The organism is Stenotrophomonas sp. 99219_Sma (assembly GCF_056480785.1).
In genome coordinates, this window is the sequence record NZ_CM151117.1 from 1,309,034 (window position 1) to 1,333,990 (window position 24,957).

A 24,957-nucleotide genomic window follows, 5' to 3' on the forward strand; every position below is an offset into this window, starting at 1 on the left:
AGAAACATCTTCACTCGACTTTAGCTATGGCCAGATGAAATGAATAATCGAATGATCCATTCAGGTTGATAGATTCTGTCAATTGAAACGCAGAATCGGATTTGCACAGTCTTTCAACAGGCCTCCCGCAAGGCGAGCGGGAGGCCATGGGCGTGCGCTGCGGCTACAGCAGTGCCTTCAACCGGTACAGGGCTTCCAGCGCCTGCTTCGGCGTCAGTTCGTCCGGGTCGATCGCCGCCAGCGCGTCCTGCGCCTTGCTCGACGGTGCTGCGAACAGGCCGAACTGCTGCGGCGCATCCAACGCCTGCGGCGCCAACTCGGCGGCATGGCTTTCACCACCGCGCTGTTCCAGCTCGGCCAGGCGGCGCCGTGCCTGCGCCACGGTGGCGCGCGGCAGGCCGGCCAGTGCGGCCACCTGCAGGCCGAAGCTGCGGTTGGCCGGGCCGTCCTTCACTGCGTGCATGAATACCAGCGCTTCACCGTGCTCGACCGCGTCCAGGTGCACGTTGGCGATGCCGCTGCGGCCACCCTCGTGCTGCTCGTCGGCCAGCGCGGTCAGCTCGAAGTAGTGGGTGGCGAACAGCGTGTAGCAGCGGTTCTGGTAGGCCAGGTGGCGGGCCACCGCGTCGGCCAGCGCCAGGCCATCGTAGGTGGACGTGCCGCGGCCGATCTCGTCCATCAGCACCAGCGAATGGGCGGTGGCGTGATGCAGGATGTAGCTGGTCTCGGCCATCTCGACCATGAAGGTCGACTGCCCGCGGGCGAGGTCGTCACCGGCGCCGATGCGGGTCAGGATGCGGTCGATCGGGCCGATCAGCGCACGGCTGGCCGGCACGAAGCTGCCGATGTGGGCCAGCAGTACGATCAGCGCGTTCTGCCGCATGTAGGTCGATTTACCGCCCATGTTCGGGCCGGTGATGACCAGCATGCGACGGTCCGGATGCAGATCCAGATCATTGGGTTCGAACGGCTGCTCGCGCACCGCCTCGACCACCGGGTGGCGGCCACGCTCGATCTTCAGGCACGGCTCGGCCTGCAGCTCCGGGCGCGCCCAGTCCAGCGCCTGCGCGCGTTCGGCGAAGGCGGCCAGTACGTCCAGTTCGCTCAGCGCGGCGGCGCATTGCTTCAGCGGTTCCAGTTGGCCGCCGAGGGTGTCCAGCAGCTGCTCGTACAGGTACCTCTCGCGCGACAGCGAGCGGTCACGCGCGGACAGCACCTTGTCTTCGAACGCCTTCAGTTCTTCGGTGATGTAGCGCTCGGCATTGGTCAGCGTCTGGCGGCGGGTGTAGTGCACCGGCGCGCGGTCGGACTGGCCCTTGCTGATCTCGATGTAGTAGCCGTGCACGCGGTTGTAGCCCACCTTCAGGGTGGGAATGCCGCTGCTTTCGCGCTCGCGCTGTTCCAGGTCGACCAGGAACTGGTCGGCGTGGGTGGACAGGCGGCGCAGCTCGTCCAGCTCTTCATCGAAGCCATCGGCCAGCACGCCGCCATCGCTCAGCTTCAGCGGCGGCATTTCGGCGATGGCGCTGGCCAGCAGCTGCGCGCACTCGTCGTGTTCGCCCAGCGCCGCATGCAGCGTCTGCAGGCGCGGCGAATCCAGTGGTGCCAGCACCTCGCGCACCGCCGGCAGCAGGCCCAGGCCGTCGCGCAGGGTGGAGAAATCGCGCGGCCGCGCCGAACGCAGCGCGACACGGGTGAGGATGCGTTCCAGGTCACCGAGGCGGCGGAACTGCTCGCGGATGTCCGCATCGCTGCCGCGATCGATCAGGGTTTCCACCGCATGGTGGCGCTGTACGAGCACCTCGCGCAGGCGCAGCGGGCGGTGCAGCCAGCGCCGCAGCAGGCGCCCCCCCATCGGCGTAACCGTGCTGTCGAGCACACCCAGCAGCGTATTGCGGGTGTCGCCATCAACACGCGTATCCAGTTCCAGATGGCGGCGGGTAGCGGCGTTCATCGCGATCGCCTCGCCGGCGGTTTCCATCGCGATCGAGGTCAGGTGCGGCAGGCGCTGCTTCTGGGTTTCCTCGACATAGCCAAGCAGGGCACCGGCCGCAGCGGTGGCGCGCGGCTTGTCGTCGATGCCGAAGCCGCTCAGGTCATGCAGCTTGAAGAAATTCAGCAGCTGGCGGCGGCCGCTGTCGGCATCGAACAGCCACGGCGCGCGGCGACGCACGCCGGTGCGCTGGCGCAGGAACTCCGGCCAGTTCTCCTCGTCGGGCACCAGCAGCTCGGCCGGCTCCAGCCGCGCCAGTTCGGCTTCCAGCGCGTCGTCGGTTTCCACCTCGTTGACCAGGAAGCGGCCGCCGGCCAGGTCGGCCCAGGCCAGGCCGTAGCCCTGCTTGCTGCGCGACAGGGCCATCAGCAGGGTGTCGCGGCGTTCATCCAGCAGCGCCTCGTCGGTGACCGTGCCGGGGGTGACGATGCGCACCACCTTGCGCTCGACCAGGCCCTTGGCCAGCGCCGGGTCGCCGATCTGCTCGCAGATCGCCACCGACTCGCCCAGCGCCACCAGCCGTGCCAGGTAGCCTTCATAGGCATGTACCGGCACGCCGGCCATCGGGATCGGTGCGCCGCCGGAGCTGCCGCGCTGGGTCAGGGTGATGTCGAGCAGGCGCGCCGCCTTGCGGGCGTCGTCATAGAACAGTTCGTAGAAGTCACCCATGCGGAAGAACAGCAGCAGGTCCGGGTAATCGGACTTGGCCGCGAAGAACTGCTTCATCAGCGGGGTGTGTTCCTTGGACGCCTTGGCGTTGCTGGTGTTGTCTTTTGTATCAGTCACTTGGGGCGTTTCGCGTCTTGGGCAGGGCGTCGGGGCGTGGCCATGCGCAGGCATGGCCGGAGAGGACATTAGTGTAGCGACCTGGGGCGGTCGATGATCCGCGGCACCCGCGCTGGGCCCGGGGGCTGTCCGTGTGCCAACGCCTGCGCCCCTGCGCCGGCACTTTGGTTGATTTCCCCAGGGGCCCACGGTAGTGTCAGCCCCGGCGATTTCCGCCAAGCGGCCTCCATGGAAACCGGGGCGACTTATCCCCCGGGCGGGCGTTGATGGAAAGAACAAGCATGACTGCAGCCTGCATGGCCGCCGAACCTCGTTACACCTGGCGTACCGTCCTGCTGAGCATCCTGGTCGCCATCGTTCCGCTTGCCGGCTCCGCACCCTACACCTTGCTGAAGGCGGTGCTGCTGCTGGCCCTGCTGGTCACCGGCGTGGTTCTGATCCGCCGCCAGCCCGATGTCCGCCTGCGCTACCGCATCGCCCGGTTCATCGTGATCGTCTGCTTCCTGCGCCTGGCCTATGCCTTCTACAGCATCCTCTGGCACGGGCTGCGCTGGAACGAGCTGGATCTGCCGGCGCAGACACTGCTCTACCTGGGTACCGCTGCCGTGTTCGCCACTGCGCTGGACTGGCGCCTGATCTGGAAGATCTTCGCCGTGTCCACCCTGGTCTTCGGCGGGTCGTGCATCGTGCAGCACCACGTGATGGGCCTTGAACGCGCGCACGGTTTCAGTGGCGGCGAATGGACCGCCATCGAGTTCACCATGGTGACGCTGTGCATGGCGTTGTTCTCGGTCATCCGGTTGATCCAGCCCAATGTGCATCCGGCCGAACGCTGGCTGCACGGCGTGGCCATCGCCGTTGGCGTCTACGGTTCGATCCTGGCGCAGAGCCGCGGGCCGATCCTGGCGTTCATTCCCGCCATGCTGATGGTGATTGCGGTGCACGTACGGCGCACCCGGCGCTGGCGGGGGGCACTGGCCTTCGTCGGTGCCCTGGTCATTGGCGTGGTCGGTGCCACCTCGGTGCTGAACCATGAGGTGATCCAGCGCTTCGGTGAGGTCAGTGGCGAGATCTCCGGTTTCAACCAGGAAAACGAGGTCGGCTCGGTCCGTGAGCGCATCGCCATGTGGGGCGTGGCGGTCGACGCCTTCGCCGAGCATCCCGTGGCGGGTGTGGGCCTGAACCAGTTCGGTACCTATGCACGTGAGGGCATCGCCCGCGGCGAGGTGTCCGAGTCGATCTTCCGCTACAACCACCCGCACAACGAGTACCTGGAAGCGGCGGTGACCGGTGGCGTGCCGTTGCTGCTGATCATGCTGCTGGTCTTCATCCTGCCCGGCATTCATTTCGTGCGGCGCCTCGGCCACGCCGACGACATCACCGCGATGATCGCCACCGCCGGACTTGCCGTGGTCATCGTCTATGCGCTGTCGGCGTTCACGGACAACGTGTTCTACCGGGCGATGCCCCATTCGTTCTATTTCTACCTGGTGCTGGGCTTCATGCTGGCGACCGCCTTGCCTGCGCGCGACCTGCGCCGGCCAGGGAGTCCCTCCTGATGGCGCATATCCACCTGCTGGCCGCCGACAACCAGCGTGGCCTGTCCCATGACATCCAGGTGATCGAGCGCTCGTTGCAGCAGCTCGGGCACACGGTGACGGTCAGCCGTCTGGACGCGGTGCGCAATGGGGGGGCCTGGAAGCTCCGCGGGATGCGCCTGCGCAGGCTGCTGGCCTCGTGGCTGAGCCTGGGGCGCACGCCGGCCCGGTTCGACATCAACATCTCGCTGGAGCATGTCCGGCCGGCAAGCTTCGGACTGGCCGAGGTCAATCTGTTGATTCCGAATCCGGAATGGGTGTCCGCACGCAGCCTGCGGATCCTGCCGCGGTTCGATGCGTTGTTGACCAAGACCGAAGACGCCACGCGCATCTTCAACGCACTGGGCATGCGCGCGCTGGAAGTCGGTTTCTGCAGCCGTGACCGCTACGACCCGGCGGTGCCGCGCAGGCCGCGCACTTTCCTGCATGCGGCCGGTACCAGCCGCATGAAGGGGACGGCAACGCTGGTCGAGGTCTGGAAGCGCCATCCGGAGTGGCCCTTGCTGACCATCCTGCGCGGCGGCCCTTCGGACGAAGATGAGGGCGGGGCCGCGAACCTGCGGATCGTCCGCGAGCGGCTGCCCGACCAGGAGGTGCAGCGCCTGCAGAACGAACATGCGTTCCACCTGTGCCTGTCGCAGACCGAAGGCTGGGGCCATTACCTGGTGGAAGCGATGAGCTGCGGGGCGGTGGTGATCACCTGCGATGGCGCGCCGATGAACCAGATGATCGACGACAGCCGCGGCATCCTGGTTGACGCGCACGAGGGCGAGCCCTGTCATCTGTCCAGGACCTGGCATGTGGATGAGAAGGCGCTGGAACAGGCCGTCGAGCGTGCGCTGGCGATGGATGAGGCCGAGTGGACCCGGCTGGGCGCCAATGCACGCGCATGGCACCTGGCCAGCGAAGTGGCGTTCCCACGCCGGCTGGGCGAGGCCCTGGCCAAGCTTTGAGTTGATGCGGCTGGTTGCTGCAGAGTGCTCAGCCTGGCACCAGGGTGATCTGCGGATGGCTGCCGAAGATCTCCATGACGATCTCGAAGTAGGTCTGTCCCTGGCCAAGTGACAGTGCCGTCAACTGAGCGTGGATGGCCGGACCGTTGAACCTGCCGCCCTGATCGAGTTTCGACTGCAGCCAGGCGCGTGTGGTCTCGCGGCCCAGTGCCTCGCGGCTGTGGGCGATGTCGCGCCACACCACCGTGGCGGTGGCATGACCGGCGAGCGCGCCGTAGCCCCCGTGCAGCAGGTCATCAAGCGCGTCCAGGCTTGCGCCCAGCTGCCAGTCTTCGTCGGCCATGAACACACGATTGATTTCCACGTAGAGGCTGGCGATGTCGTTGATGGACGCGCCTTCGATGTGCAGGATCCGTGTCATCTGCAGACTGTAGCCCTCCGGGGCGACGGTTGTGTCCGGCGCAGATAATCCGGGCCGCCCTGGATGGGGTGGCGTTATTATGGTGTTAATCCTGCGTGATTTTCATCGGACGCTGGCGTGTCAGCGCTATTCGATAAGGATATGGCGCCATTATCGGTCGCCGCATTTTCTGACTGCCTGCACAGTTCCATATATTTGGATCGGTCCATATATAAAGTCCCGTAAAGTTTCCCTCCGCTGCGCCGCCATCGAACGTACGGCCACGATCAAGGGAATTGAGATGCTTGCCTTACGTAATCTCCGTGTGGGATCCCGGCTTGGCGCCGGCTTCGGTCTGCTGCTGCTGTTCATCATGGCCATCGTCGGCCTGGTGCTGTATGGGAATCAGCTGAAATCCGCCCAGTTCGAGAAAGTGGTGGACGTCAACATGGTGAAGATGCGCCTGTTGAATGACATGCTTGATACCAACAACGCGGTGCTGATGCATCGTCGCCTGATGGTGATCAAGCGGGGTGACGAGTTCGACAAGGATTACCAGCGTGCCCAGGAGTTGTCGCGGACCTATGACGGTATCTGGGCCAAGTACATCAAGATTCCGCGTGACGCTACCGGCGATACCCTGGTCGCGCGCATCGAGGCGGCCCGCAAGGCCACCGATGCATCAACCCAGCAATTGCATGAGCGCATGAAGGCGGGGGATTTCGATGGTGCAGCGAAGGAGCTGCTGGCCGAGCACGGATTGGCAACGGCCTGGAATGAATCCATTTCGGCCCTGCTGCGCCACCAGGAAGCACTGACCGAACGCAGCCGCGAAGAGTACCGCGCAACCGAATCGTGGACCGGCACGCTGTCGATCGCGTTCGGGGCACTGAGCCTGTTGCTGGGGACGTTGGCGGCCTGGGCGATCACCCGCAGCCTGACCCGCCCGCTGGAAGGAGCGGTGAAGCTGGCCGACGGCATCGCCAGTGGCCGCCTGGACAGCAGCATCGACGCCACCGGCAACGATGAGGTGACCCAGCTGCTGAAGTCGATGCAGCGCATGCAGGCACAGCTGCAGTCGGTGATGGCGGCACAGGGGGAGCTGGCCCGCCAGCACGATGCCGGCAGCCTCAGCTACCGCATGGACGAGAGCGCGTTCCCCGGTGACTACGGGCGCATGGTGCATGAGACCAATGCGCTGGTTGGATCGCACGTGCAGGTACAGAACCGGCTGATCGAGGTGATGAAACACTACGCACGCGGCGATCTGTCGGTGGACATGGACCCGCTGCCCGGCGAGAAGGCGGCGATCACCCAGGCGATGGACGAAACCAAGTCCAGCCTGTCGGCGATCAACAGCGAGATCCGCCGGTTGGCGACAGCGGCTGCGGCAGGCGACTTCAGCCTGCGCGGCGACGAAGATCGCTTCGCCTATGATTTCCGCGACATGGTGGCTGGGCTCAATCGCCTGATGCAGACCACCGACGAGAACCTGGTGCAGGTCTCGACCCTGCTGCAGGCCATCTCGCGCGGCGACCTGACCGTGCGCATGCAGGGTGATTTCCATGGCGTGTTCGCGCGCATGCGTGATGACTGCAATGCCACCGTCGACCAGCTCAAGCAGATCGTCGGCCGCATCCAGTCCAGCGCCTCCAGCATCAATCTGGCCGCAGGTGAAATCGCTTCGGGCAACACCGACCTGTCGCGGCGTACCGAACAGCAGGCGGCAAACCTGGAAGAAACGGCAGCATCGATGGAGGAACTGACCTCCACCGTGAAGCAGAATGCCGAGCATGCACGGCAGGCCAACCAATTGGCCATCGGCGCGCATGGTGTTGCCTCCCAGGGCGGTGAAGTGGTGGGCCAGGTGGTCACCACGATGTCGGCCATCGAGGCATCGTCGAAGAAAATCGCCGAGATCATCAGCGTCATCGACGGCATCGCCTTCCAGACCAATATCCTCGCGCTGAACGCGGCGGTCGAAGCTGCGCGTGCCGGCGAGCAGGGCAGGGGCTTTGCAGTGGTGGCCAGCGAAGTGCGTACGCTGGCGCAGCGCTCGGCGGGGGCGGCCAAGGAGATCAAGGGGCTGATCGAGGATTCGGTCGGCAAGGTCGCCGACGGCTCGGCGCTGGTCCGCCAGGCGGGCACCACGATGGGCGAGATCGTGGCCTCGGTGCAGCGCGTGACCGACATCATGGCCGATATCTCTGCTGCCTCCCAGGAGCAGAGCTCGGGCATCGAACAGGTCAACCAGGCGGTGGTGCAGATGGATGAGACCACGCAGCAGAATGCGGCGCTTGTAGAAGAGGCCAGTGCGGCGGCACGCTCGATGGAGGAGCAGGCCAACCTGCTGGCCGAGGCGGTTTCGGTGTTCCGCACGGGGGCGGTGACCGCTGCCGCCGCGGTGCGCCCGGCGCTGGCAGCCGTGGCGGCATCGGTTGCGCCGGTGCGCCGGCCCGCGGTGCTGTCGCCGCGGATCGAGCCGACGCTGGCCGCCAATGCGGGTGGTTGGGAAGAGTTCTAGAAGAGAGCAAGGCCGGCAGGGAGACGGCGCCCATCGCGACGGCTGGTCGCGATGGGCGCGGATTTTCTTCCTGAACGTGCGATGGCCGATGAAGTGGCGGACACGCGCATTTCACTTCCGGTTGCCAACCGCGGGAGGACACTGGCGCCATACCGGAACTCAGGAGATGGCCATGAAGACCTCGACCCGATTGCTTGTGCTGGGCACCCTGCTGGCAGCTTCGTCGGTGGCCGGCGCGCAGACCTATGGCCCGCGCGATGAGGGACGCAAGTTCAACGACGGCAGCCGCGTGGTCTGCAAGAACGTGGAAGTGCAGCGCAACTCGCGCGATCCGAACCGCATCACGGGTACCGCTACCGGCGCGGTGATCGGCGGCCTGCTCGGCAACCAGGTAGGTGGCGGCAACGGCAAGAAGCTGGCCACCGTGGCAGGCGCCGTTGCAGGTGGTGCGGCCGGTCGCCAGATCCAGGGCAACAGCCAGCAGAAGAACGGCGACCGCGTGGTGGAACGTCGCTGCGAACGCGTCTACCGCTGATTGACCGACCTGGTTGGCCCTTCCACGATGCAGTATCCGAACGCCGGCCTCGCGCCGGCGTTCTTCGTTGCAGGAAAAGGGGACGGAGGGGATTAAGTCGTAATTCCCCAAACCGGCCGCTTACGACTTAATCCCCTCCGTCCCCTTTTTTGCGAGGAGGCGCCAGCTGGCGAGGCTGCCGTAGAGCAGCAGCAGGGCGGTGAGGGTGATCAGTTCGTGGCTGACTTCGGTCAGGCGGGCGTCCATCTGGTTCAGGCGCACCATCAGGTTGATGCCCGAGGTGGTCGGCAGAAGCTGCGCAAGCCAGACCAGCGGTTGTGGCGTCATCACCGCCGGCCACGACAGGTTGGCCAGGAAGAACAGCGGGATCGAGGTGGCGATGATGTACTGGAAGGCGCGTTCGCGGGTTCGGAAGAAGCTGCCGACGAACAGGCCGAAGGCCACGGTGGCGGCGATGAACAAGGTGCCGCCGAGCAGCTGGCCCAATGGGTTGCCGCCGCGCGGATAGTCCTGCACCCAGGCGGTGAAGCCGGCGTAGTAGAACAGGCCGAACAGGCCGATCAGGCCGAAGCCCAGTGCCATGCCGGCCAGCGTCGGCAGGTCGAAGCGCAGGCGCCGGCCGAGCGCGAGACGACGGCCGCCGAGCAGGACGCCGATGCCCATCAGCAGCGTCTGGTGCACGATCAGCTCGGCCACGCCGGGCACGATGGCGCTGCCGTAGCCTTCCTGGGTGTTGTACAGCGGGCGCTGCACCAGGGTCACCGGTGGTGCCTGCGGCGCGCCCATGAAGGCGGCCTGGCCGACCACCGCCTCACGTCCGAACGCACCCAGTGCATCGGCCACGCTGCCCAGCACCCAGCTGGCGCGGCCCAGGTAGGCGCCGTTGCCGAGCAGCACCAGCTTGGCCGGGTGGCCGCGCAGGATGTCGCGCTCCAGGTTGGCCGGGATCAGCACGATGCCTTCGGCATGACCGGCTTCCAGCTGCTGGCGCGCGCTGTTGATGTCCGCAGGCTGCCCGACCACGCGTGCGACCCGCAACGCGTCGAGCTTCCGCAGCAGCTCGCGGCTGGTCGCGCTGTGGTCTTCGTCCACCACCAGTACCGGCAGGTTGCCGGCCACCTGGTGGCGATACGCGGCCGGGTAGAAGAACGAGTACAGGATCACCGCGCCGACCATCACCACGATCGCATAGCGGTCGCACAGCACCGCCATCAGGGTCTGCCGCAGACTGCGCCACAGTGCGCTCATGCGTCAGCTCCTGCCGGTTGTGCGGCTTCGGGCGTGCGCGCGAAGGCAATCAGGCGCAGGCCACCGATGCCGCCAGCCACCACTGACATCAGCAGCAACGTGGCCAGCGGCCATACCGAAACCTGCAGCGGCGAACCGATGAACTGTTGCTGGGTCTGCAGCTTGATGTAGGCGCTCAATGGCAGCAGCTGGTGCCAGATGCGGGTGAACAACGGGCCGTCCAGCACCGGGAAGGTGGCGCTGGAGAACGCCAGTGCAGTACCGATGCTGAGGCCGACCGCGGACAGCGCGGTACCCATGTCGCGGGTGACGCCGACGAAGAACAACGCGTAGGCGGCAGTAGCCAGGTAGAACAGAGGTTGTGCGAGCAGCATCAGGAGCACGCTGCCGGCCACACCGTCGCCGCGCAGCCAGGCCAGGTAACCGATGCCGAGCGCGCCATACAGCGAGAACAGCAGGACGTACGGCGCGATCTTGCCGGCAATCGCCGGCCACGGTGTGCGGCCGAGCCAGGCGGGCAGGCTGCCGTCGCGAATCTCGCGGCCGAGGCTGCCGGCCACCGCAAGTGCCAGCACCAGCGACAACACCGCCGGGAAGATCAGCGGCAGCAGGAACAGCTCGTAGCTGCGCGCCGGGTTGTACAGGATGTCCGACTGCACCGCGATCGGTGCCGCACGCAGCTTGCCCGGGCCGACCTGCAGGCCGATGCGCTCGCGCAGCAGGCGTGCGTTCCAGGCCGAGACCGCGTCGCCGATATCGCGCGCTGCGGACTGGCCGGTGGTCATGTAGGTGGCGTTGTAATAGGCGAACACCGTGCCCTGGCGTCCACGCAACGCCTGCCGGGTGACATCGCGCGGCACCAGTACGATGGCGAATACATCCAGCCGACGCAGCTGCGAACGTGCATCTTGCATGTCCGCAGGCTGGCTGGCGATGCGCACGCCGGGGCTGGCATCGAGCATGCGCAGCAGCAGGCGGCTGTCGCTGCTGTGGTCGAGGTCGACCACGGCGATCGGGATGTCGCGCATCACCGAGGGCGTGAACATCCACGCCATCACGGCCAACATCAGCAGCGGCAGCAGGGTGACCAGCAGCAGGTCGGCGCGGTTGCCGCGCAGCGACCGCAGCTCGCGCCGCCAGCTGGCGGCGAAGCTGCTGCTGTCGGGGCTCAGTGCTGGGGCCATGCGAACAGCACGCTCATGCCGGGGCGGAAGCCCTCGATGCGGCGTACCGGGCGCACCCGCACCTCGAAGCTGCGGACGTCGTAGCCGGACGACTGGCGGGTGGTCCGCCAGGTCGCATAGTCACCGGCCGGATTGATGAAATAAACCTCGAACTCGCCGTCCTGGCCAAGCGCCGGCACGCTGCCCTGCAGCTTGCTGCCGACCTTCAGGCCCTGCATCTGCGATTCGCGCAGGTTCATCGCCACCCACATGCGGTCGATGTCGACCAGGGTGAACACCGGATAGCCTGCTGGCACCAGTTCGCCGGGGTCGGCCATGCGCTTGTTGATCTCGCCGGCCACCGGCGCGCGCCCTTCCACTTCGACGCGCGCGGCGTTGACTTCGGCCACCGCGCCCTGTGCCTGCTGCACCTGGCCCTGCGCGGCACGCTTGTCCTGCTCGCGTGCGCCGGCCAGGGCCATGTCGTACTGCGCGCGGGCGGCGCGGGCCAGTTCGCGCGAGCTGGTGGCCTGGGCATGCGCTTCATCGCGCTTCTGCCGGGTCATCACCCCTTCGTTGAACAGGTTCTGCACGCGCTGGTAGGTGGCTTCAGCCAGCGTCGCACCGGCTTCGGCCCGCTTCCAGTTGGCTTCGGCGGCGCGGATGTCTTCGCTGCGCGCGCCTTCGTCGGCCTTGTCGGCCACCGCCTGTGCGGCGGCCAATGCGCCGTGCGCCTGCTGTTCCTTGGCGGCCACTTCGGGGCTGTCGAGCAGGAACAGCACCTGCCCGGGCTGCACGCGGTCGCCCTCGCGCACCTTCAGTTCGGCCACGCGCGCGGTGATCTTGGCGGCCACGTTGATGGTGTCGGCGTCGGCCATGCCCTGGATCTGGTCGGCCGGGCTGCGCCAGGCCAGCCACAGGCCGAGCACCACCACGACCAGCAGCACCACTATCAGGATCGGGCCCAGGCGGCGCTTGGCCGGGGGCGTCGTTGCATCGTCGTGCAGCACATCACTCATGGTCGATCACCTCGTCCGCACGCCGCCGGAACTCTTCGAAACGGTCCATCTGTCCACTGACCTCCAGCAACTGTGCCAGCGCAATATCGTATTGGTAGGCGGCCTGTGCGCGCTCGACGCGGGCGCCGCCGAGGCCGAGCCGCGCGTCGATCACATCCAGCGAAGTCGCCTGGCCTTCGCGGAACGCCAGCTCCTGCAGGCGCAGGTTTTCCTGTGCCTGGGCAATGCTGCTGTCGAGCAGCACGAACTGCTGGCGTGCGGTTTCCAGTTCGTTCCAGGCCTTGCGCACACCCAGCGCGACCTGGTTCTCGGCTTCGCGCAGGCCGGCTTCGGCCTGTTCCTGCTGTGCACGCGCGGCGCTGATCTGCGCCGGCCGCGAGTTCGGCGACAGGAAGGTGTACTTCAGGCCGATACCGAAGGCCCAGTCCGGATCGGTCAACATCTCGTCACGGCGGCGGAAGTCGTACTGGCCGAAGGCGAAGATCTGTGGCTTCAGCTTGGCCTGCTGCACGCGCACACCCTGTTCGGCCTGTGCCACCATCGCCCGCAGGCGTGCGATCTGCGGCTGGCGTGCCTGCGCAGTACGCTCGAAGCTGGCCACCGGTTCCAGCGGCACGCGCTGCACGAACAACGGCGACACCGGCTGTACCTCGCCACCACTGCGCAGCAGCGTGGCCAGCGCCGCCTTCAGCGTGGCCAGGTCGTTCACCGTTTTCTGGTATTCGCGCTCGGCCTTGTCGCGGGCCACGGTGGCCTGCAGGCGCTGGGCGCGGGTGGCGAAGCCCTCGCGTTCCAGCTTCTCTGCGTCGGACAGGTGGCGGTTCAGGCCATCGCGTACGTCGCGGCGCACATCCACTGCCTGCTCGGCCAGGCGCTGGCCGAAATAGGCCTGGGCCAGCTGCACGGTCAGCGATTGGCGTTGTGCTTCGCGTTCGGCACTGGCCTGTTCGTGGGCGGCGCTGGCGGCGCGTTGCGCGGCCGGAATCACGCCGCCGGTGTACAGCGGCAGCACCGCGGTCACCACCGGCCGGGTACGCCAGTCGCGTTCGGTGAATGACAGCGGAGAGTCGATGCCATAGGCCTCGGCGACAGGCGCCAGCGAACCCAGTGGCAGGGTGAGGGTCTTCTGGAACTGCAGCCGGCGCACTTCGCCGGTGATCTCCGGCAGGCGCAGCAGGCGCGTGGCGTCCTGTAGGTCCTGCTTGTTGCGCACCGCTGCGTCGGCGGCGGCCAGTGCATCGGAGACCTGCTCCAGGCGCTGCCGCGCCTGTTCCCAGTCCAATGCGGGTGCATCGGTGAGAGTCTGCGCCGCTGCAGCCAGTGGCAGGCAGGCTGCCAGCGCCAGCGCGGCCCTCGCGCCGTGCATCCTTGTACGTCGGCCGATCACGCCCATGCCGTCCCAGTGGTGAAGAAGTGCGCAAACGGTAGTGCGCGCGGCGTGAAGCCCGGGTCTGCGGTCATTGGATTGTCCTCATCGTAGGGTGCCGCTGGCCGCAGTGCGTAGCGCCTGGGTGATGTGCTGCAGCGTGCTTGAGCGTACGGCGGCATGCTGCCAGTACAGCGGCACATCGAGCCAGCGGCGGGGTTCCAGTACCACCACGCGGCCGGCGCGCACGGCGGGCGCGACCAGGGTTTCCGGGGCCATGCCCCAGCCGAGTCCGCACGCGGCGGCTTCGACGAAACCGGTGGAGGAGGGCAGGTAGTGTAGCGGCGGCTGCAGTCGCGCGCGGGTCAGCCGCCGCACGAAGTACCATTGCAGTTCATCCTTGCGGTTGAACACCAGCATCGGTGCGCGCGCCAGGGCCGTGGCCTGCATGCCGTCGCGGAAGTACTGGCGGGCGAAGCCGGGCGAGGCGATGGCGTGGTAACGCATGGCGCCGAGCGGATGCACGTTGCAGCCCTTCACCGGTTGGCTTTCGGCAGTGACCGCGCCGAGCACGCTGCCATCGCGCAGCAGCTGCAGGGTATGGTCCTGATCATCCATGCGCAGGTCGAACAGGTAGCCATGGCGCTGGTGCAGTTCGGCGATGGCCGGTACGAACCAGGTATCGAGCGAGTCATCGTTGACCGCCAACGGGATCGGCGTGCGCGCTGCATCGCTGCCGCGTTCGGGCAGCAGTTCGGCCAATGCCTCGGCCTCCAGCGCCTGCATCGGCCGGACCCGGCGCAGCAGCGCTTCGCCTGCGGCGGTGGGCCGGCACGGTGCCTGACGTACCACCAGTACCTGGCCGAGCCGGTCCTCCAGCGCCTTGATCCGCTGCGACAGGGCCGACGGGCTGATCGACAGGCGGCGTGCCGCGGCGTCGAAGCTGCCTTCTTCCAGCACCGCAGCAAACGCGGCCAGTTGCGGATGTACCAGATCCATGCCGGTGCCTCTTCAGTTTTCCTGCACAGGATAAAGAAAAATCAGATTGTCTAAACAGGGTCAGCGGCCGCACCCTGCGCGTCCCCTCGCTGCCTGGCCTGTCCTGATGTGGATCGCCGCTACCGCCGCCGGCCTGTTCGCAGGTGCCGGCCTGATCATCGCCATCGGCGCGCAGAACGCCTTCGTGCTGCGCCAGGGCCTGCAGCAGCGCCATGTGGGCAGGGTGGTGCTGGCCTGTGCCGGCGCGGACATCGTGCTGATCCTGGCCGGCGTCGGCGGCATGGGCGCGCTGGTGCTGCAGTGGCCGCTGCTGCTGCAGGTGCTGCGCTTCGGTGGTGCGGGCTTCCTGCTCTGGTATGGCCTGCAGGCGGGGCTGCGCGCATGGCGCGGTGGCAGTGCGCTGGCCGCCGCCGAGGCGCAGGGCGGCAGCGGACGGCAGGTACTGCTGACCTGCCTGGCCTTCACCCTGCTCAACCCGCACGTCTATCTGGATACCGTGGTGCTGCTGGGCAGTCTGTCCACGCGTTACCCGGGCGATCTGCGCTGGGCCTTCGCCGCCGGTGCCTGCATTGCCAGTGTGGTCTGGTTCTGCACGCTGGGCTATGGCGCGCGCCTGTTGCAGCCGGTGTTCCGCAGGCCGGGCGCCTGGCGTGTGCTGGATGCAGGCGTGGCGATCTTCATGTTCTGCCTGGCGACGTTGTTGCTGCTGCGTCCTTTATCGCCATGAGTGCGTGACGTACGCCGGTGTTGCGTATGTGTTCCACCGGTACGGTTCACGTGGCCGGATACAGCGCGGATAATGCGCGCCTGGTCGCGACCCCGCCGCGCATGCCGTCGTTCGGCAGCCCCCCGGTCGCCTGTGTTCTCGTTGTACGACCGCCACGGCGCGGCATCGGTGTTGCATGAAAGACAATCTACAGCTGCTCCTGTCCCACCTGGGGCGCACCTTCCTGTTCGGCCTGATGATGGCGCTTCCGCCTGCGTTGGCCTGGCTCGACATCCATTGGCTGGGCAATGCAGTCGGCGAGTGGTCGCTGGTCGAACTGACCCAGGAAGGCTTCCTGGTCGCCAGCGTGGCTGCCTTCGTCCGGCTTGCATTGCGACGTGCCGATGATCGGGCCTTTGCCGTTCTGGCGGCCGCGCTGTTCGCCTGCATGCTCCTGCGTGAAATGGATGAGGCGCTGGACCTGATCGCACACGGCTTCTGGAAGTACCCGGTGGCCGTGCTGATCATCGGTTCACTGGCCTGGGCCAGCCGCGACTGGCGCCGGGCCATGCCGGCGCTGGTGCGTTTTCTCGTATCCCGGCCGGGTACCGTGATGACGATCGGCCTGGTTCTGCTGCTGTTCTATTCGCGTCTGATCGGCATGACGTCGTTGTGGACCGGACTGCTGGGTGACCAGTACATCCGCGTGTTCAAGAACACCATCGAGGAGACCACCGAACTCCTTGGTTACACCTTCATTCTCGCAGCCAGCGTCGGCTATGTGGCACAGCGGGTACGCGAACCGCTGACGGCACGGAAGCGCGCCGTGCACGAGGGTGCCGGGATGCAGCAACGGCCACTCTAGGCGGCATCCACCGCGCACAACGGCGTCTCGCCGGGGCGCAGGGTCAGTACCCGCACGCCGGTGCGGGTGACCGCCACCGTATGCTCGAACTGCGCCGACAGCTTGCCGTCGCGGGTGTACACCGGCCATTCGTCCGGCTGCTGGCGGATGGCCGGCTTGCCCTGGTTGAGCATCGGTTCGATGGTGAACACCATGCCTTCTTCCAGCACCATGCCGGTGTTGGGATGGCCGTAGTGCAGGATCTGCGGTTCCTCGTGCATCTCCTGGCCGATGCCGTGGCCGCAGTATTCCTTCACCACGCTGTAGCCGTGGCTGCTCGCGTGGCGGGCGATGGCGTGGCCGATGTCGCCCAGGCGCGCACCAGGACGCACGGCGGCAATGCCTTTCCACATCGCCTGGTAGGTGGTCTGCACCAGCCTGCGCGCGGCGTAGTCGACCTCACCGACCCGGTAGGTGGTGCTGGAGTCGGCGATGTAGCCGTTCTTCTCCAGGGTGATGTCGAGGTTGACGATCTGGCCGTTGCGCAGCACGTCGGTGGTGCTGGGTACGCCGTGGCAGACAACGTTGTCGATCGAGGTGTTGAGCACGTACGGGAAGCCGTACTGGCCCTTGCTGGCCGGCCTCGCCTGCAGCTCATCAACGATCATGCGTTCGACGAAATCGTTGATCTCCATGGTGCTACGGCCCTGCAGCGGCAGCCGGTCGAGTGCGGCGAACACCTGCGCCAGCAGGCGGCCGGAATCGGCCATCAGCGCGATCTCGTCGGGACGCTTGATGATCGCCATCGGCTCAGGCCTGGCCCGGCGGCAGCAACGGCGGCTGCACGCCGGCCGCCCGCAGCTCGCTGGCGACGATGTCCTGGAAGCTGAGCGTGGGGTTCAGCTCGCACAGCATGCCGACCCTGATCCAGAAATTGGCCTGGGCATTGATCGAGCGGCTGGAAACGGTGCAGGCACGACGCAGCTGGTCGTGCAGGGTGTCATCGATGTTGACGATGCCCATGGGCGGTCCTGAAGGAGTGGATATACGAAGCGTATATGTTTCGTATATCCGGCTCAAGGCCGCCCGGTTCAGCTCGCGTCGGTGGCGAAGCGCAGGCGGTTGCCGTCGGGGTCACGCAGCAGCATCTCGCGGCTGCCCCATTCGGTGTCATGCGGCGGCTGTTCGATGGGGACGCCTGCGGCGCTGAAGGCGCGGTGCAGGGCGTCGACGTCCTCGACGATGAAGTACACCGCGCCGCCGACCTCGCAGTCGCCGCTGTGTTCGGTGAGGAAGATCGTCTGGCCATCGCGGGTGAGCTGGGCGAACAGCGGGAAGCCGGGTTCGAAGCGGTGTTCCCAGTCAACCACGAAGCCTAGTCCCTGCACGTAGAACGGCAGGGTGGTGTCGGCGTGGCGCATGCGCAGCTGCGGGATGACGGTCTGGGCCATGGTGGCGGCTCCTGGGGCGGGAACCCAGTGTAGTGCCGAGCCATGCTCGGCCATCGCCCCCTGTAGAGTCGAGCCATGCTCGACTGCTGTTTGCCGTCCGCTGAGTCGAGCATGGCTCGACTCTACAGAAAGCGATAGCGATAGCCGAGCATGGGCCCGGCACTACCGAGGCGCTCAACAGGCGGTCGGCACCGCGGCCATCGCCGCCAGCAGTTCGCGGTTCACCTGCTGGTGCCGCGCCTGCCACAGCGGTAGATCCCCGGCGCTGACGTCAGGCTGGCCATCCAGCGACGACAACCAGCGCTTGAAGCGGCTCTGGTAGTTGGCCAGCGACACTTCGCCGGTGATGTCACTGCCGACCAGGCCGCCGGCACGCAGTGCTTCAATCACCACCAGCGCGTGTTCCAGCTGGAAGCGGCCCTGGTCCCAGTTGCTGCGGGCGACGTCCTCGGCAAACACATCCTTGTCGATCGACAGGTAGGTCGGCTGCGGCGACTTGGCCTGCTCGGCGGCGAACGCGGCCACCAGCGCTTCGGGATGCTCGAAACGGCGGAAGGCGTGGCCCATGCCGAGACGATGCCCCCAGCCCACGTCCACATCCATGCACCAGTAGGTCAGGCGACTGCCGATCAGCGGGCGCCAGTGGTTCTCCCAGGCATGGCCGAGGCCGATGTCGCTGGAGGTGATGCCGAGCACGTGGATGTGCGAGATCTGCGGCAGCTTGCTGGCGGCGTTCACCCACGACCCGCAGTGCATGCCGAACGGGAAGCGCATGTTGTCCGGATGGTTGTCCAGCACCACCAGCTGGAACGGCGCCTGCGTGCGCATGCGCTGCAGCAGCGGCAGGCTGAGGTGGTGGAAGTCGCCACTGCCGAGCATTACCGTGCCGAGCTGGGCCGGCAACGGTGCCAGCACTTCAGTGGCGAAACGGTTCAGGGTGGCATTGCGGCAGGCGAAGCGCAGTGGATCGTGCCATTGCGGCAGGGCCAGGGTCTGCGCCTCTGGCAGCGGCAGCACGCCACCGTCCAGGTCCAGGATCAGCGGGGAACGCAATGGCATCGCTCAGCCGCCTCCGTCCGGTTCGCCCTGCAGGTACGGGGCCAGCCTGCGCAGGGCTGCACGCAGCAGCGGGGAACGGGCGTGGATAGCATGCCGGGTGGAGGTGAAGCTGGCACCCAGTTCGGCCTTGATCCGCGAATCGGTCCAGCCGGCCACATAGTGGCTCAGGCCGTGCTGCAGCGCGTACTCGAGGTTGTGCATCCAGCTCACCGCGTACAGGTTGTGCTCGCGCGATTGCGGATAGGCCAGGCCGATGTACTTGTCCACCAGCTTGCCCGCATGCAAGTAACACAGGTTCCAGCCGATCAGCTGGCCCTGGTGGCGATACAGGAACAGCCGTCCCTGGCCCAGGCTGTCGGCCAGAAGATGCTGGAAGTAGGACAGGTCGAGCTGGTCGAAATGCACTGCGCTCTGCGCGTACACGCCGAGGTACAAGGCATACAGTTCGGCCTGCAGCTGCGGGTCGGCCAGCGCCGGATCGCCGGTGGCGATGCAGTCGATCTGCAGGTCGTCGCGCGAGCGCAGCTTGCGCCGGATGTTCTTGCGGCGCGAAGACGACAGGCGGCCGAGATAGCCGTCGAGCGAATCGAAATCGATCGCCACCCAGGCCAGCGGCATGCCTTCCAGCTCGACGAAGCCGCGTGCCAGCAGCGCCTGCAGGAAGGCATCGCTGTGTGCATTGGCTGCATCGTCCAGCAGCGGTGAATCGATTGCCAGGTCCTTGACCACCAGCAGGCGCGTATCGCCGATCGCGTGACGTGTCACGTCCTCGGCCAGTGCCTCCGGCGCGACATGCGCCGGCAGCGGGGTGTACTCGGTGCTGGTGGCACCGATGAAGCGGGTCTGCCAGGTGATCCACGGCCGCCACAGGCGCGACAGCGGCAGGCCAAGCAGCTTGCCGCGCAGGTCGTCGTCCATGGTGGTGGTCAGATCCAGCGGCGCACGGAAGGTCGGCAGGCCGCTGGGAAGGCGGCCTGCCTCGAACCCGAGCGGTGGGTGGGCCAGGAAGCCCTCCAGCAGCGCGGCCGGTTCCAGCGCGGTGCTGGATGCGCGTGACGTCATTTCCATCGGCACGGGAACCGGCAGCGCATCGGACCTCAGCCCTTGGCCTTGGTCAGCGCCTGGTCAAGCAGGGTGATCGCCAGGTCGATCTCTTCGTAGCTGATGTCCAGCGACGGCGCGAAGGTGATCACGTTCTTGTACCAGCCACCCACGTCGAGCACGAGGCCCATGCGCTTGCCGTCGTGCAGCAGGTCACCGGCCAGGCCGATGTCGACCATCCGGTCCAGCAGTTCCTTGTTCGGGGTGTAGCCGTCGGTCTGGCAGATTTCCGCACGCAGGGCCAGGCCCAGGCCGTCGACATCGCCGATTTCCGGGTGGCGCTTCTGCAGGCCACGCAGGCCGTCGAGGAAGTACGCGCCCTTTTCCGGCACGGTGCGCTCGTAATCCATTTCCTTGCCCAGCTTCAGCACTTCCAGGCCCAGGCGGGTGCCCAGCGGGTTGGAGTTGAAAGTGGTGGAGGGGTGGAGCCCGGCGGGAACACGGTCGGGTTGATCAGCTCTTCGCGCGCCCACAGGCCCGACAGCGGGTTCAGGCCGTTGGTCAGCGCCTTGCCGAACACCAGCACGTCCGGGGTCACGCCGAAGTGCTCGATGGCCCACAGCTTGCCGGTGCGCCAGAAGCCCATCTGGATTTCATCGACGACCATCAGGATGCCGTACTTGTCCAGCACGCGCTTGAGGCCGGTGAAGAAGTTGCGCGGCGGGATGACGTAGCCGCCGGTGCCCTGGATCGGTTCGACATAGAATGCGGCGTACTCCGCCTGACCAACCTTGGGATCCCACACGCCGTTGTATTCGCTTTCGAACAGGCGCTCGAACTGCCACACGCAGTGGTCGGAATACTCTTCCGGGGTCATGCCCTTCGGGCGACGGAAGGGGTACGGGAACGGAATGAACATCGCGCGCTCGCCGAAGTGGCCGTAGCGGCGGCGGTAGCGGTAGCTGGAGGTGATCGACGACGCACCCAGGGTACGGCCGTGGTAACCACCTTCGAAGGCGAACATCAGGCTCTTGCCGCCGCGTGCGTTGCGCACGATCTTCAGCGAGTCTTCGATGGCCTGCGCGCCGCCGACGTTGAAGTGCACGCGGCCGTCGAGGCCGAACTTTTCGTGCATGTCCACGGCAATGGTCTTGGCCAGCTGCACGCGGGTCGGGTGCAGGTACTGGCTGGCGACCTGCGGCAGGGTGTCGATCTGGTCCTTCAGCGCGTCGTTCAGGCGCTTGTTGCTGTAGCCGAAGTTGCAGGCCGAGTACCACATCTGCAGGTCGAGGTAGGGCACGCCCGCACCGTCGAACATGTAGCTGCCTTCGCCGCGCTGGAAGATCTTCGGCGGGTCGACGTAGTGGACGGTATCGCCGAAGGAGCTGTAACGGGCTTCGTCGGCCAGCAGCTGCGCGTCGGAGGCGGCTGCGTCGGCGTTCTTGTCAAAAATGTTCATGCAGTTCGGTTCCGTGAAGGACGTTCGAAAGAGGACAACAGGGGGCGTGCTTGGAAGGGAGTGCTCAGGCGGTGGCCAGCAGCAGGGGCAGTACGGCGGGCTGCGGGCTGGCGTCGATACGACGTGGCTGCAGCAGGCTGCCATCGAGCAAGCGCGGCAGCAGTGCGATTGCATCGTGGAAGGTATCGATGGCGGCATGCTCGATGCCGGCATGGGTGCAATGGGTGATCAGGCGACGCTTGGCGAACACGAAGTCGGCATCTTCGGAGACGCAGAAATCCGAACTGCCATCGCCGATCATCAGCACACGCGGTGCTTCGTTGGCGCGCGCCTGCGCAGCGCAGGTGCACTTGCAGGTGCCGCTGCGGCAGCCTTCGGCCTGGTAGGGCGATTCCAGTTCCCAGTGGTCATCGCACCAGCGCAGGTGGTTGGCCACCACCGGCAGTCGCGACAGGCCGTGGTTGGCGAGGATGCGGTGGATCGCATGGTCCAGGCCGTCGCTGACGATGCGCAGCGGCACGCCCAGCTGTTCGGCACGGCTGACAAAGGCGGCAAAGCCCGGATCGATCTGCACCTGGTCCAGGTGGGCGTCGAGCGTGGCCGGGTCCAGCTTCAGCAGCCTGACCTGGCCCTGCATGCATTCGCGCGAGCCGATCTTTCCCGCTTTCCACTGGTCTTCCAGTTCCTGCCAGCCCGGCTGGCCGTATTTCTCCAGCAGCGAGTCAATGACATCTTCGAGGCTGATGGTGCCGTCGAAGTCACACAGGATGCTCCAGTGCATGGGCAGGTCCGTCGATGAAAGGAACGTCCGGCGCGATGCCGGGCCAGGCTCAATGTAGGCAGGCAGCCTTTCTCGTTCCTTTCCTGTTGAAAGCCTGCATTGCAGGGCGCGGAAAGCGTTCAGGAAGGTGCATGGATGAATGCGTGAGGCGCACTCCATCCGTGCGTCCTGGCGTCACGCGCGGGCCAGTGCCCGCAGTATTTCGGCGGTCTCTTCACGGGTCTGCCAGGCGCTGTTGCCGAGGGTCAGCATGCGTGCGGCGAAGTCGCGTGCGTTGGGCATGTCGTCCTGCGGCACGATGCCGCGCAGGTAGGCATAGCCGGGCAGGGCATGGATGAACATGCGGCTGGCGCCAAGCCCGCGTGGCCACAAGTCCTTCAGTACCGCATCGCGGGCGCGTTGGCTGGGCAGCAGCAGCATTAACAGTGGCCAGGTGCCACCGCTACCGGCCAGCCCATCGACCACCTCAACGGCGGGCAGCTGTGCCAGCTGCACCCGCAGCTGCAACGCACGCAGCCGACCGGCCTGAAGGAATGCCGGCAAGCGCCGCGCGGCATGCGCGCCGATGTTCTGCCGCCACTGGCTGACCCGGTGCTGCGGGATATCCAGCGGGAAAATGTCACCGACCGCATCTTCCAGATCGCCACGCTGAAGCGCATTGCGCAGTGGATTGCCATACACCAGTGACAGCAGCGAAGGGCGATAGCAGGCAGCAAGGCCCAGCAACTGCAGGCTCCGCAGCAGCTCCCAGCGCAGGCTGGAGCGAACGTGCTGGACGGCATGTTCGGCCAGCGCAGCACGCAGTTCGTCATCGCGGCTGACCAGCAGGCCGCCTTCATGCAGGCTCAGGCCCTTGCCGGCGGCCAGGCTGAAGAATCCGATATCGCCGCGCAGGCCGACACTGCTGTTGCCGACCCGTGCGCCGAGTGCCTGCGCGGCATCTTCGATCACCCAGGCGCCGGCGTTGCGGGCGACTTCGCAGGCCAGCTCGACATCGGCAATGCGCCCGCCCAGGTGGGTGGGCAGGATCGCCAGCGTGCGCGCATCGGCCAGCCGCTTGAGCTGGCCGGGGTCGAAGTCGAAATGACCGCGCCGGGTATCGCACAACTGCACGCGCAGGCCCAGGCTGTGCACCGCGATCGGCACCAGCGGGCAGGTATAGGCCGGCATGATCACGGTGTCGCGCTTTGGCGCACGCTTGCGCAGCGTGCGCAGGGCGATCAGCAGCGCGTGCGTGCCGGAACAGGTCAGCTGCAGCGGCGGTGTGCCGAGCTGGCTGGCAAGGATGTCACGCAGGTCGCCGCCACCGGGAAGGAAATCGCTGGCCTGCATCGGCAGGCCGGCGGTTGGTGGCAGTTCGCGCGCGAACAGGCTCATCGCAGCGCGCTCACGGGGTGCTTTCGGCAGGGCTGTGCGGGTCGTGCGCCTCGGCGCGGCCGAGGCAGACGATGCCGGCCACGATCAGTACCGCACCGAGCAGATGGTGCAGGGTCAGCGGCTCGTTCAACAGCCACGCCGACAGCAGCAGCACGCTGATCACTTCCAGGTGCGAGGCAGCAAAGGCGGGACCGATCGGCGCATGGCGCAGCAGGCTCATCCAGGTGAAGAATGCACCCACGTAGCCGAGGATGGCGCCGTAAACCCACGGCTGCGACAGCACGCGCAGCAGCCAGGCGGTGTTGGCCTCGACCGGCAACGCGGCGTCACCGGCGTACTTGAAGCACAGCTGGGCCAGCGTGTCGAAAGCCATCAGCAGCGGGAAGCCGATCACATACAGGCGCCTCATGAGCCGGCCCCCACCACGGCTACGCCGGCGGTGACCAGCAGCATGCCGGTCACCCGCAGCGGCGTGAGTTTCTCGCGGAACAGGAAACGGCCGGCGATCATCAGCGCGACGATGTTGATCGAGCCCAGCAGCACGCCCTTGGACAGCGGCACCAGCGACAGGAACGCGATCCAGGCGACGAACTCAAGCACGTAGCAGGCGATGCCGATCCACAGCCAGGGACGGCTGAGCATGTGTTTCCAGCGCTGCAGTCCTTCGCCCTCCTGCGGGTCGCTGGCGGCGGCCTTGAAGGCGAGCTGGCCACCGGTATCGAGCACGACATTGGCCAGCCACAGCAGCGTGGCAAGTGCCCCCATGTCAGGCCACCGCCTTGAGCACGCCAGTGCGTTCACCGATTTCGGTGAAGAAGCGCGCGCTGCGGCGGATCACATCGCGGCGTTCGCGGTCGATGGTGATCATGTGGTAACTGTCTTCCAGCACCACCAGTTCCTTCGGGCCGCTGACCCGCGACATCACCAGCTCGGCGTTGCCCATGCTGGCCACGTCGTCCTCGCGGGCGTGCATCACCAGGCACGGCGCGGTGACCTGGTGCAGGTGGCGGCGGGTCCAGTTGCTCAGGGCGCGCATTTCGGCCAGGGCGTGCCAGGGGTTGCCCGGCAGGCCGGCGGCGGCGCTGTCGCCGGACAGCATGGCGGCACTGACTTGTGCACGCAGGCGCTCGTCACGCAGGCCGTACGGCGGCTCTTCCATGAACATGCGGTCGCGGCCGATGTTGAAGCGCTTGAACCACGGCAGCAGGAACGAGAAGCGGGCCACGGCGGGGATGTTCCAGCCGTCATAGCGGAAGGTGGCGCCGTATACGCCAACCCCGGACACCCACTCGGGGCGACGTGCAGCCAGTGCCAGCGACAGCACCGCGCCCATCGACAGGCCGCCGACGAACAGCTGGTCGACCTTGCCGCGCAGGGTTGCCGCCGCATCTTCCACGCCCTGGTACCACTGTTCCCAGGTGGTTGCCAGCAGGTCATCCACGCTGCCGCAATGGCCGGGCAGCTGCACGCCGTGCACGGTGAAACCGGCGTTGTTCAGCCCTTTGCCCAGCATGCGCATTTCCGCCGGGGTGCCGGTCAGGCCATGGACCAGCAGCACGCCCTGTGGGCCACCGGGGAGGAAGAAGTCGTGCGATTCGGTCACCTGGCGGCTCCGGGACGGCAGTGGGGATGGCAGGATCGCAAGCGCGATTTTC

23 protein-coding genes and 1 pseudogene are annotated in these 24,957 nt (G+C 66.6%); 6 read left to right on the forward strand and 18 right to left on the reverse strand.

Going from position 1 to position 24,957, the window contains the following annotated elements; all coding sequences use genetic code 11:
• Window positions 1–163: 163 nt before the first annotated feature.
• Window positions 164–2,833, reverse strand: a complete 2,670-nt coding sequence (mutS, locus tag ACZK13_RS05975) for a DNA mismatch repair protein MutS (RefSeq protein ID WP_428993067.1) — start codon at window positions 2,831–2,833, stop codon at window positions 164–166.
• 227 nt (window positions 2,834–3,060) lie between these two features.
• Here mutS and ACZK13_RS05980 point away from each other — a divergent pair, with 227 nt between their 5' ends.
• Together ACZK13_RS05980 and ACZK13_RS05985 are read left to right on the forward strand one after the other, a co-directional pair.
• Entirely contained in the window at window positions 3,061–4,338 is a 1,278-nt protein-coding gene (locus tag ACZK13_RS05980) for an O-antigen ligase family protein (protein ID WP_032127545.1), read from the forward strand.
• Window positions 4,338–5,330 carry a glycosyltransferase gene (locus tag ACZK13_RS05985; RefSeq protein ID WP_049462355.1) on the forward strand — a complete coding sequence of 331 codons (993 nt, stop codon included), beginning with the start codon at window positions 4,338–4,340 and terminating at the stop codon, window positions 5,328–5,330. Before ACZK13_RS05980 ends, ACZK13_RS05985 begins: the two co-directional genes overlap by 1 nt.
• A gap of 28 nt (window positions 5,331–5,358) precedes the next feature.
• Here the strand turns inward: ACZK13_RS05985 and ACZK13_RS05990 are convergent, their stop codons facing one another.
• The gene (locus ACZK13_RS05990) at window positions 5,359–5,751 is read right to left on the reverse strand and encodes a barstar family protein (RefSeq protein ID WP_049462356.1); all 393 of its coding nucleotides are present in this window, start codon (window positions 5,749–5,751) and stop codon (window positions 5,359–5,361) included.
• Between the two features lie 280 nt (window positions 5,752–6,031).
• Between ACZK13_RS05990 and ACZK13_RS05995 the strand changes: the two genes are divergently transcribed.
• Window positions 6,032–8,254, forward strand: coding sequence for a methyl-accepting chemotaxis protein (locus ACZK13_RS05995; protein ID WP_032127542.1), 2,223 nt, complete (start codon window positions 6,032–6,034; stop codon window positions 8,252–8,254).
• Window positions 8,255–8,420: 166 nt separating this feature from the next.
• Entirely contained in the window at window positions 8,421–8,789 is a 369-nt protein-coding gene (locus ACZK13_RS06000; RefSeq protein WP_032127541.1) for a glycine zipper 2TM domain-containing protein, read from the forward strand.
• A gap of 120 nt (window positions 8,790–8,909) precedes the next feature.
• Here ACZK13_RS06000 and ACZK13_RS06005 read toward each other — a convergent pair whose 3' ends face one another.
• The 5 genes from ACZK13_RS06005 to ACZK13_RS06025 form a co-directional block, all read right to left on the reverse strand.
• Complete coding sequence (locus ACZK13_RS06005) at window positions 8,910–10,037, reverse strand: ABC transporter permease (protein WP_180837957.1); 1,128 nt, start codon at window positions 10,035–10,037, stop codon at window positions 8,910–8,912.
• Window positions 10,034–11,221, reverse strand: a complete 1,188-nt coding sequence (locus tag ACZK13_RS06010) for an ABC transporter permease (RefSeq protein ID WP_478482355.1) — start codon at window positions 11,219–11,221, stop codon at window positions 10,034–10,036. Before ACZK13_RS06010 ends, ACZK13_RS06005 begins: the two co-directional genes overlap by 4 nt.
• Window positions 11,206–12,219, reverse strand: a complete 1,014-nt coding sequence (locus tag ACZK13_RS06015) for an HlyD family secretion protein (protein WP_032127538.1) — start codon at window positions 12,217–12,219, stop codon at window positions 11,206–11,208. Before ACZK13_RS06015 ends, ACZK13_RS06010 begins: the two co-directional genes overlap by 16 nt.
• Window positions 12,212–13,612 carry a TolC family protein gene (locus ACZK13_RS06020; protein ID WP_478482356.1) on the reverse strand — a complete coding sequence of 467 codons (1,401 nt, stop codon included), beginning with the start codon at window positions 13,610–13,612 and terminating at the stop codon, window positions 12,212–12,214. Before ACZK13_RS06020 ends, ACZK13_RS06015 begins: the two co-directional genes overlap by 8 nt.
• 78 nt (window positions 13,613–13,690) lie before the next feature.
• A complete protein-coding gene (locus ACZK13_RS06025; RefSeq protein ID WP_478482357.1) occupies window positions 13,691–14,584 on the reverse strand; it encodes a LysR family transcriptional regulator ArgP in 894 nt (297 codons plus the stop codon).
• Between the two features lie 106 nt (window positions 14,585–14,690).
• Between ACZK13_RS06025 and ACZK13_RS06030 the strand changes: the two genes are divergently transcribed.
• Complete coding sequence (locus ACZK13_RS06030; protein ID WP_032127535.1) at window positions 14,691–15,311, forward strand: LysE/ArgO family amino acid transporter; 621 nt, start codon at window positions 14,691–14,693, stop codon at window positions 15,309–15,311.
• Window positions 15,312–15,486: 175 nt separating this feature from the next.
• Window positions 15,487–16,155 carry a hypothetical protein gene (locus ACZK13_RS06035; protein WP_032127534.1) on the forward strand — a complete coding sequence of 223 codons (669 nt, stop codon included), beginning with the start codon at window positions 15,487–15,489 and terminating at the stop codon, window positions 16,153–16,155.
• Here the strand turns inward: ACZK13_RS06035 and map are convergent.
• From map to ACZK13_RS06090, 11 genes and pseudogenes are all read right to left on the reverse strand, one after another.
• Window positions 16,152–16,934 carry a type I methionyl aminopeptidase gene (gene map / locus ACZK13_RS06040; protein WP_293793497.1) on the reverse strand — a complete coding sequence of 261 codons (783 nt, stop codon included), beginning with the start codon at window positions 16,932–16,934 and terminating at the stop codon, window positions 16,152–16,154. The genes ACZK13_RS06035 and map overlap by 4 nt on opposite strands.
• A gap of 10 nt (window positions 16,935–16,944) precedes the next feature.
• The gene (locus ACZK13_RS06045) at window positions 16,945–17,157 is read right to left on the reverse strand and encodes a ParD-like family protein (protein ID WP_012510456.1); all 213 of its coding nucleotides are present in this window, start codon (window positions 17,155–17,157) and stop codon (window positions 16,945–16,947) included.
• Window positions 17,158–17,225: 68 nt separating this feature from the next.
• Window positions 17,226–17,585 carry a bleomycin resistance protein gene (locus tag ACZK13_RS06050; RefSeq protein ID WP_125894499.1) on the reverse strand — a complete coding sequence of 120 codons (360 nt, stop codon included), beginning with the start codon at window positions 17,583–17,585 and terminating at the stop codon, window positions 17,226–17,228.
• A 174-nt stretch (window positions 17,586–17,759) separates the two neighbouring features.
• Entirely contained in the window at window positions 17,760–18,644 is an 885-nt protein-coding gene (locus ACZK13_RS06055; RefSeq protein ID WP_253143358.1) for an arginase family protein, read from the reverse strand.
• A 3-nt stretch (window positions 18,645–18,647) separates the two neighbouring features.
• Entirely contained in the window at window positions 18,648–19,712 is a 1,065-nt protein-coding gene (locus ACZK13_RS06060) for a GNAT family N-acetyltransferase (RefSeq protein WP_478482358.1), read from the reverse strand.
• 29 nt (window positions 19,713–19,741) lie between these two features.
• A pseudogene (locus tag ACZK13_RS06065) lies at window positions 19,742–21,144 on the reverse strand (aspartate aminotransferase family protein).
• A gap of 64 nt (window positions 21,145–21,208) precedes the next feature.
• On the reverse strand, window positions 21,209–21,925 hold the full coding sequence (locus tag ACZK13_RS06070; RefSeq protein ID WP_032127528.1) for an MtnX-like HAD-IB family phosphatase: 717 nt from the start codon (window positions 21,923–21,925) through the stop codon (window positions 21,209–21,211).
• A gap of 174 nt (window positions 21,926–22,099) precedes the next feature.
• Window positions 22,100–23,302, reverse strand: coding sequence for a DegT/DnrJ/EryC1/StrS family aminotransferase (locus tag ACZK13_RS06075; RefSeq protein WP_125894494.1), 1,203 nt, complete (start codon window positions 23,300–23,302; stop codon window positions 22,100–22,102).
• A 10-nt stretch (window positions 23,303–23,312) separates the two neighbouring features.
• Window positions 23,313–23,711 (reverse strand): DMT family transporter, encoded by a 399-nt coding sequence (locus ACZK13_RS06080; RefSeq protein WP_125894491.1) that lies wholly within the window; start codon window positions 23,709–23,711, stop codon window positions 23,313–23,315.
• The gene (locus ACZK13_RS06085; RefSeq protein ID WP_012479558.1) at window positions 23,708–24,067 is read right to left on the reverse strand and encodes an EamA family transporter; all 360 of its coding nucleotides are present in this window, start codon (window positions 24,065–24,067) and stop codon (window positions 23,708–23,710) included. Before ACZK13_RS06085 ends, ACZK13_RS06080 begins: the two co-directional genes overlap by 4 nt.
• Window position 24,068: 1 nt before the next feature.
• The gene (locus ACZK13_RS06090) at window positions 24,069–24,905 is read right to left on the reverse strand and encodes an alpha/beta hydrolase (RefSeq protein ID WP_010483180.1); all 837 of its coding nucleotides are present in this window, start codon (window positions 24,903–24,905) and stop codon (window positions 24,069–24,071) included.
• Window positions 24,906–24,957 lie beyond the last annotated feature (52 nt).

Bases quoted from the DNA above. Each gene is read 5' to 3' on its own strand.
- ACZK13_RS06030 (WP_032127535.1), top strand. From the start codon at position 14,691: ATGTGGATCGCCGCTACCGCCGCCGGCCTGTTCGCAGGTGCCGGCCTG.
- ACZK13_RS06045 (WP_012510456.1), bottom strand. From the start codon at position 17,157: ATGGGCATCGTCAACATCGATGACACCCTGCACGACCAGCTGCGTCGT.
- ACZK13_RS06010 (WP_478482355.1), bottom strand. From the start codon at position 11,221: ATGGCCCCAGCACTGAGCCCCGACAGCAGCAGCTTCGCCGCCAGCTGG.
- ACZK13_RS06020 (WP_478482356.1), bottom strand. From the start codon at position 13,612: ATGGGCGTGATCGGCCGACGTACAAGGATGCACGGCGCGAGGGCCGCG.
- ACZK13_RS06070 (WP_032127528.1), bottom strand. From the start codon at position 21,925: ATGCACTGGAGCATCCTGTGTGACTTCGACGGCACCATCAGCCTCGAA.
- ACZK13_RS06085 (WP_012479558.1), bottom strand. From the start codon at position 24,067: ATGGGGGCACTTGCCACGCTGCTGTGGCTGGCCAATGTCGTGCTCGAT.
- mutS (WP_428993067.1), bottom strand. From the start codon at position 2,833: ATGCCTGCGCATGGCCACGCCCCGACGCCCTGCCCAAGACGCGAAACG.
- ACZK13_RS06055 (WP_253143358.1), bottom strand. From the start codon at position 18,644: ATGCCATTGCGTTCCCCGCTGATCCTGGACCTGGACGGTGGCGTGCTG.
- ACZK13_RS06050 (WP_125894499.1), bottom strand. From the start codon at position 17,585: ATGGCCCAGACCGTCATCCCGCAGCTGCGCATGCGCCACGCCGACACC.
- ACZK13_RS06015 (WP_032127538.1), bottom strand. From the start codon at position 12,219: ATGAGTGATGTGCTGCACGACGATGCAACGACGCCCCCGGCCAAGCGC.
- ACZK13_RS05995 (WP_032127542.1), top strand. From the start codon at position 6,032: ATGCTTGCCTTACGTAATCTCCGTGTGGGATCCCGGCTTGGCGCCGGC.
- ACZK13_RS06060 (WP_478482358.1), bottom strand. From the start codon at position 19,712: ATGGAAATGACGTCACGCGCATCCAGCACCGCGCTGGAACCGGCCGCG.
- ACZK13_RS05985 (WP_049462355.1), top strand. From the start codon at position 4,338: ATGGCGCATATCCACCTGCTGGCCGCCGACAACCAGCGTGGCCTGTCC.
- ACZK13_RS06025 (WP_478482357.1), bottom strand. From the start codon at position 14,584: ATGGATCTGGTACATCCGCAACTGGCCGCGTTTGCTGCGGTGCTGGAA.
- ACZK13_RS06005 (WP_180837957.1), bottom strand. From the start codon at position 10,037: ATGAGCGCACTGTGGCGCAGTCTGCGGCAGACCCTGATGGCGGTGCTG.
- ACZK13_RS06000 (WP_032127541.1), top strand. From the start codon at position 8,421: ATGGCCATGAAGACCTCGACCCGATTGCTTGTGCTGGGCACCCTGCTG.
- ACZK13_RS06080 (WP_125894491.1), bottom strand. From the start codon at position 23,711: ATGAGGCGCCTGTATGTGATCGGCTTCCCGCTGCTGATGGCTTTCGAC.
- ACZK13_RS06035 (WP_032127534.1), top strand. From the start codon at position 15,487: ATGAAAGACAATCTACAGCTGCTCCTGTCCCACCTGGGGCGCACCTTC.
- ACZK13_RS05990 (WP_049462356.1), bottom strand. From the start codon at position 5,751: ATGACACGGATCCTGCACATCGAAGGCGCGTCCATCAACGACATCGCC.
- ACZK13_RS06075 (WP_125894494.1), bottom strand. From the start codon at position 23,302: ATGAGCCTGTTCGCGCGCGAACTGCCACCAACCGCCGGCCTGCCGATG.
- ACZK13_RS05980 (WP_032127545.1), top strand. From the start codon at position 3,061: ATGACTGCAGCCTGCATGGCCGCCGAACCTCGTTACACCTGGCGTACC.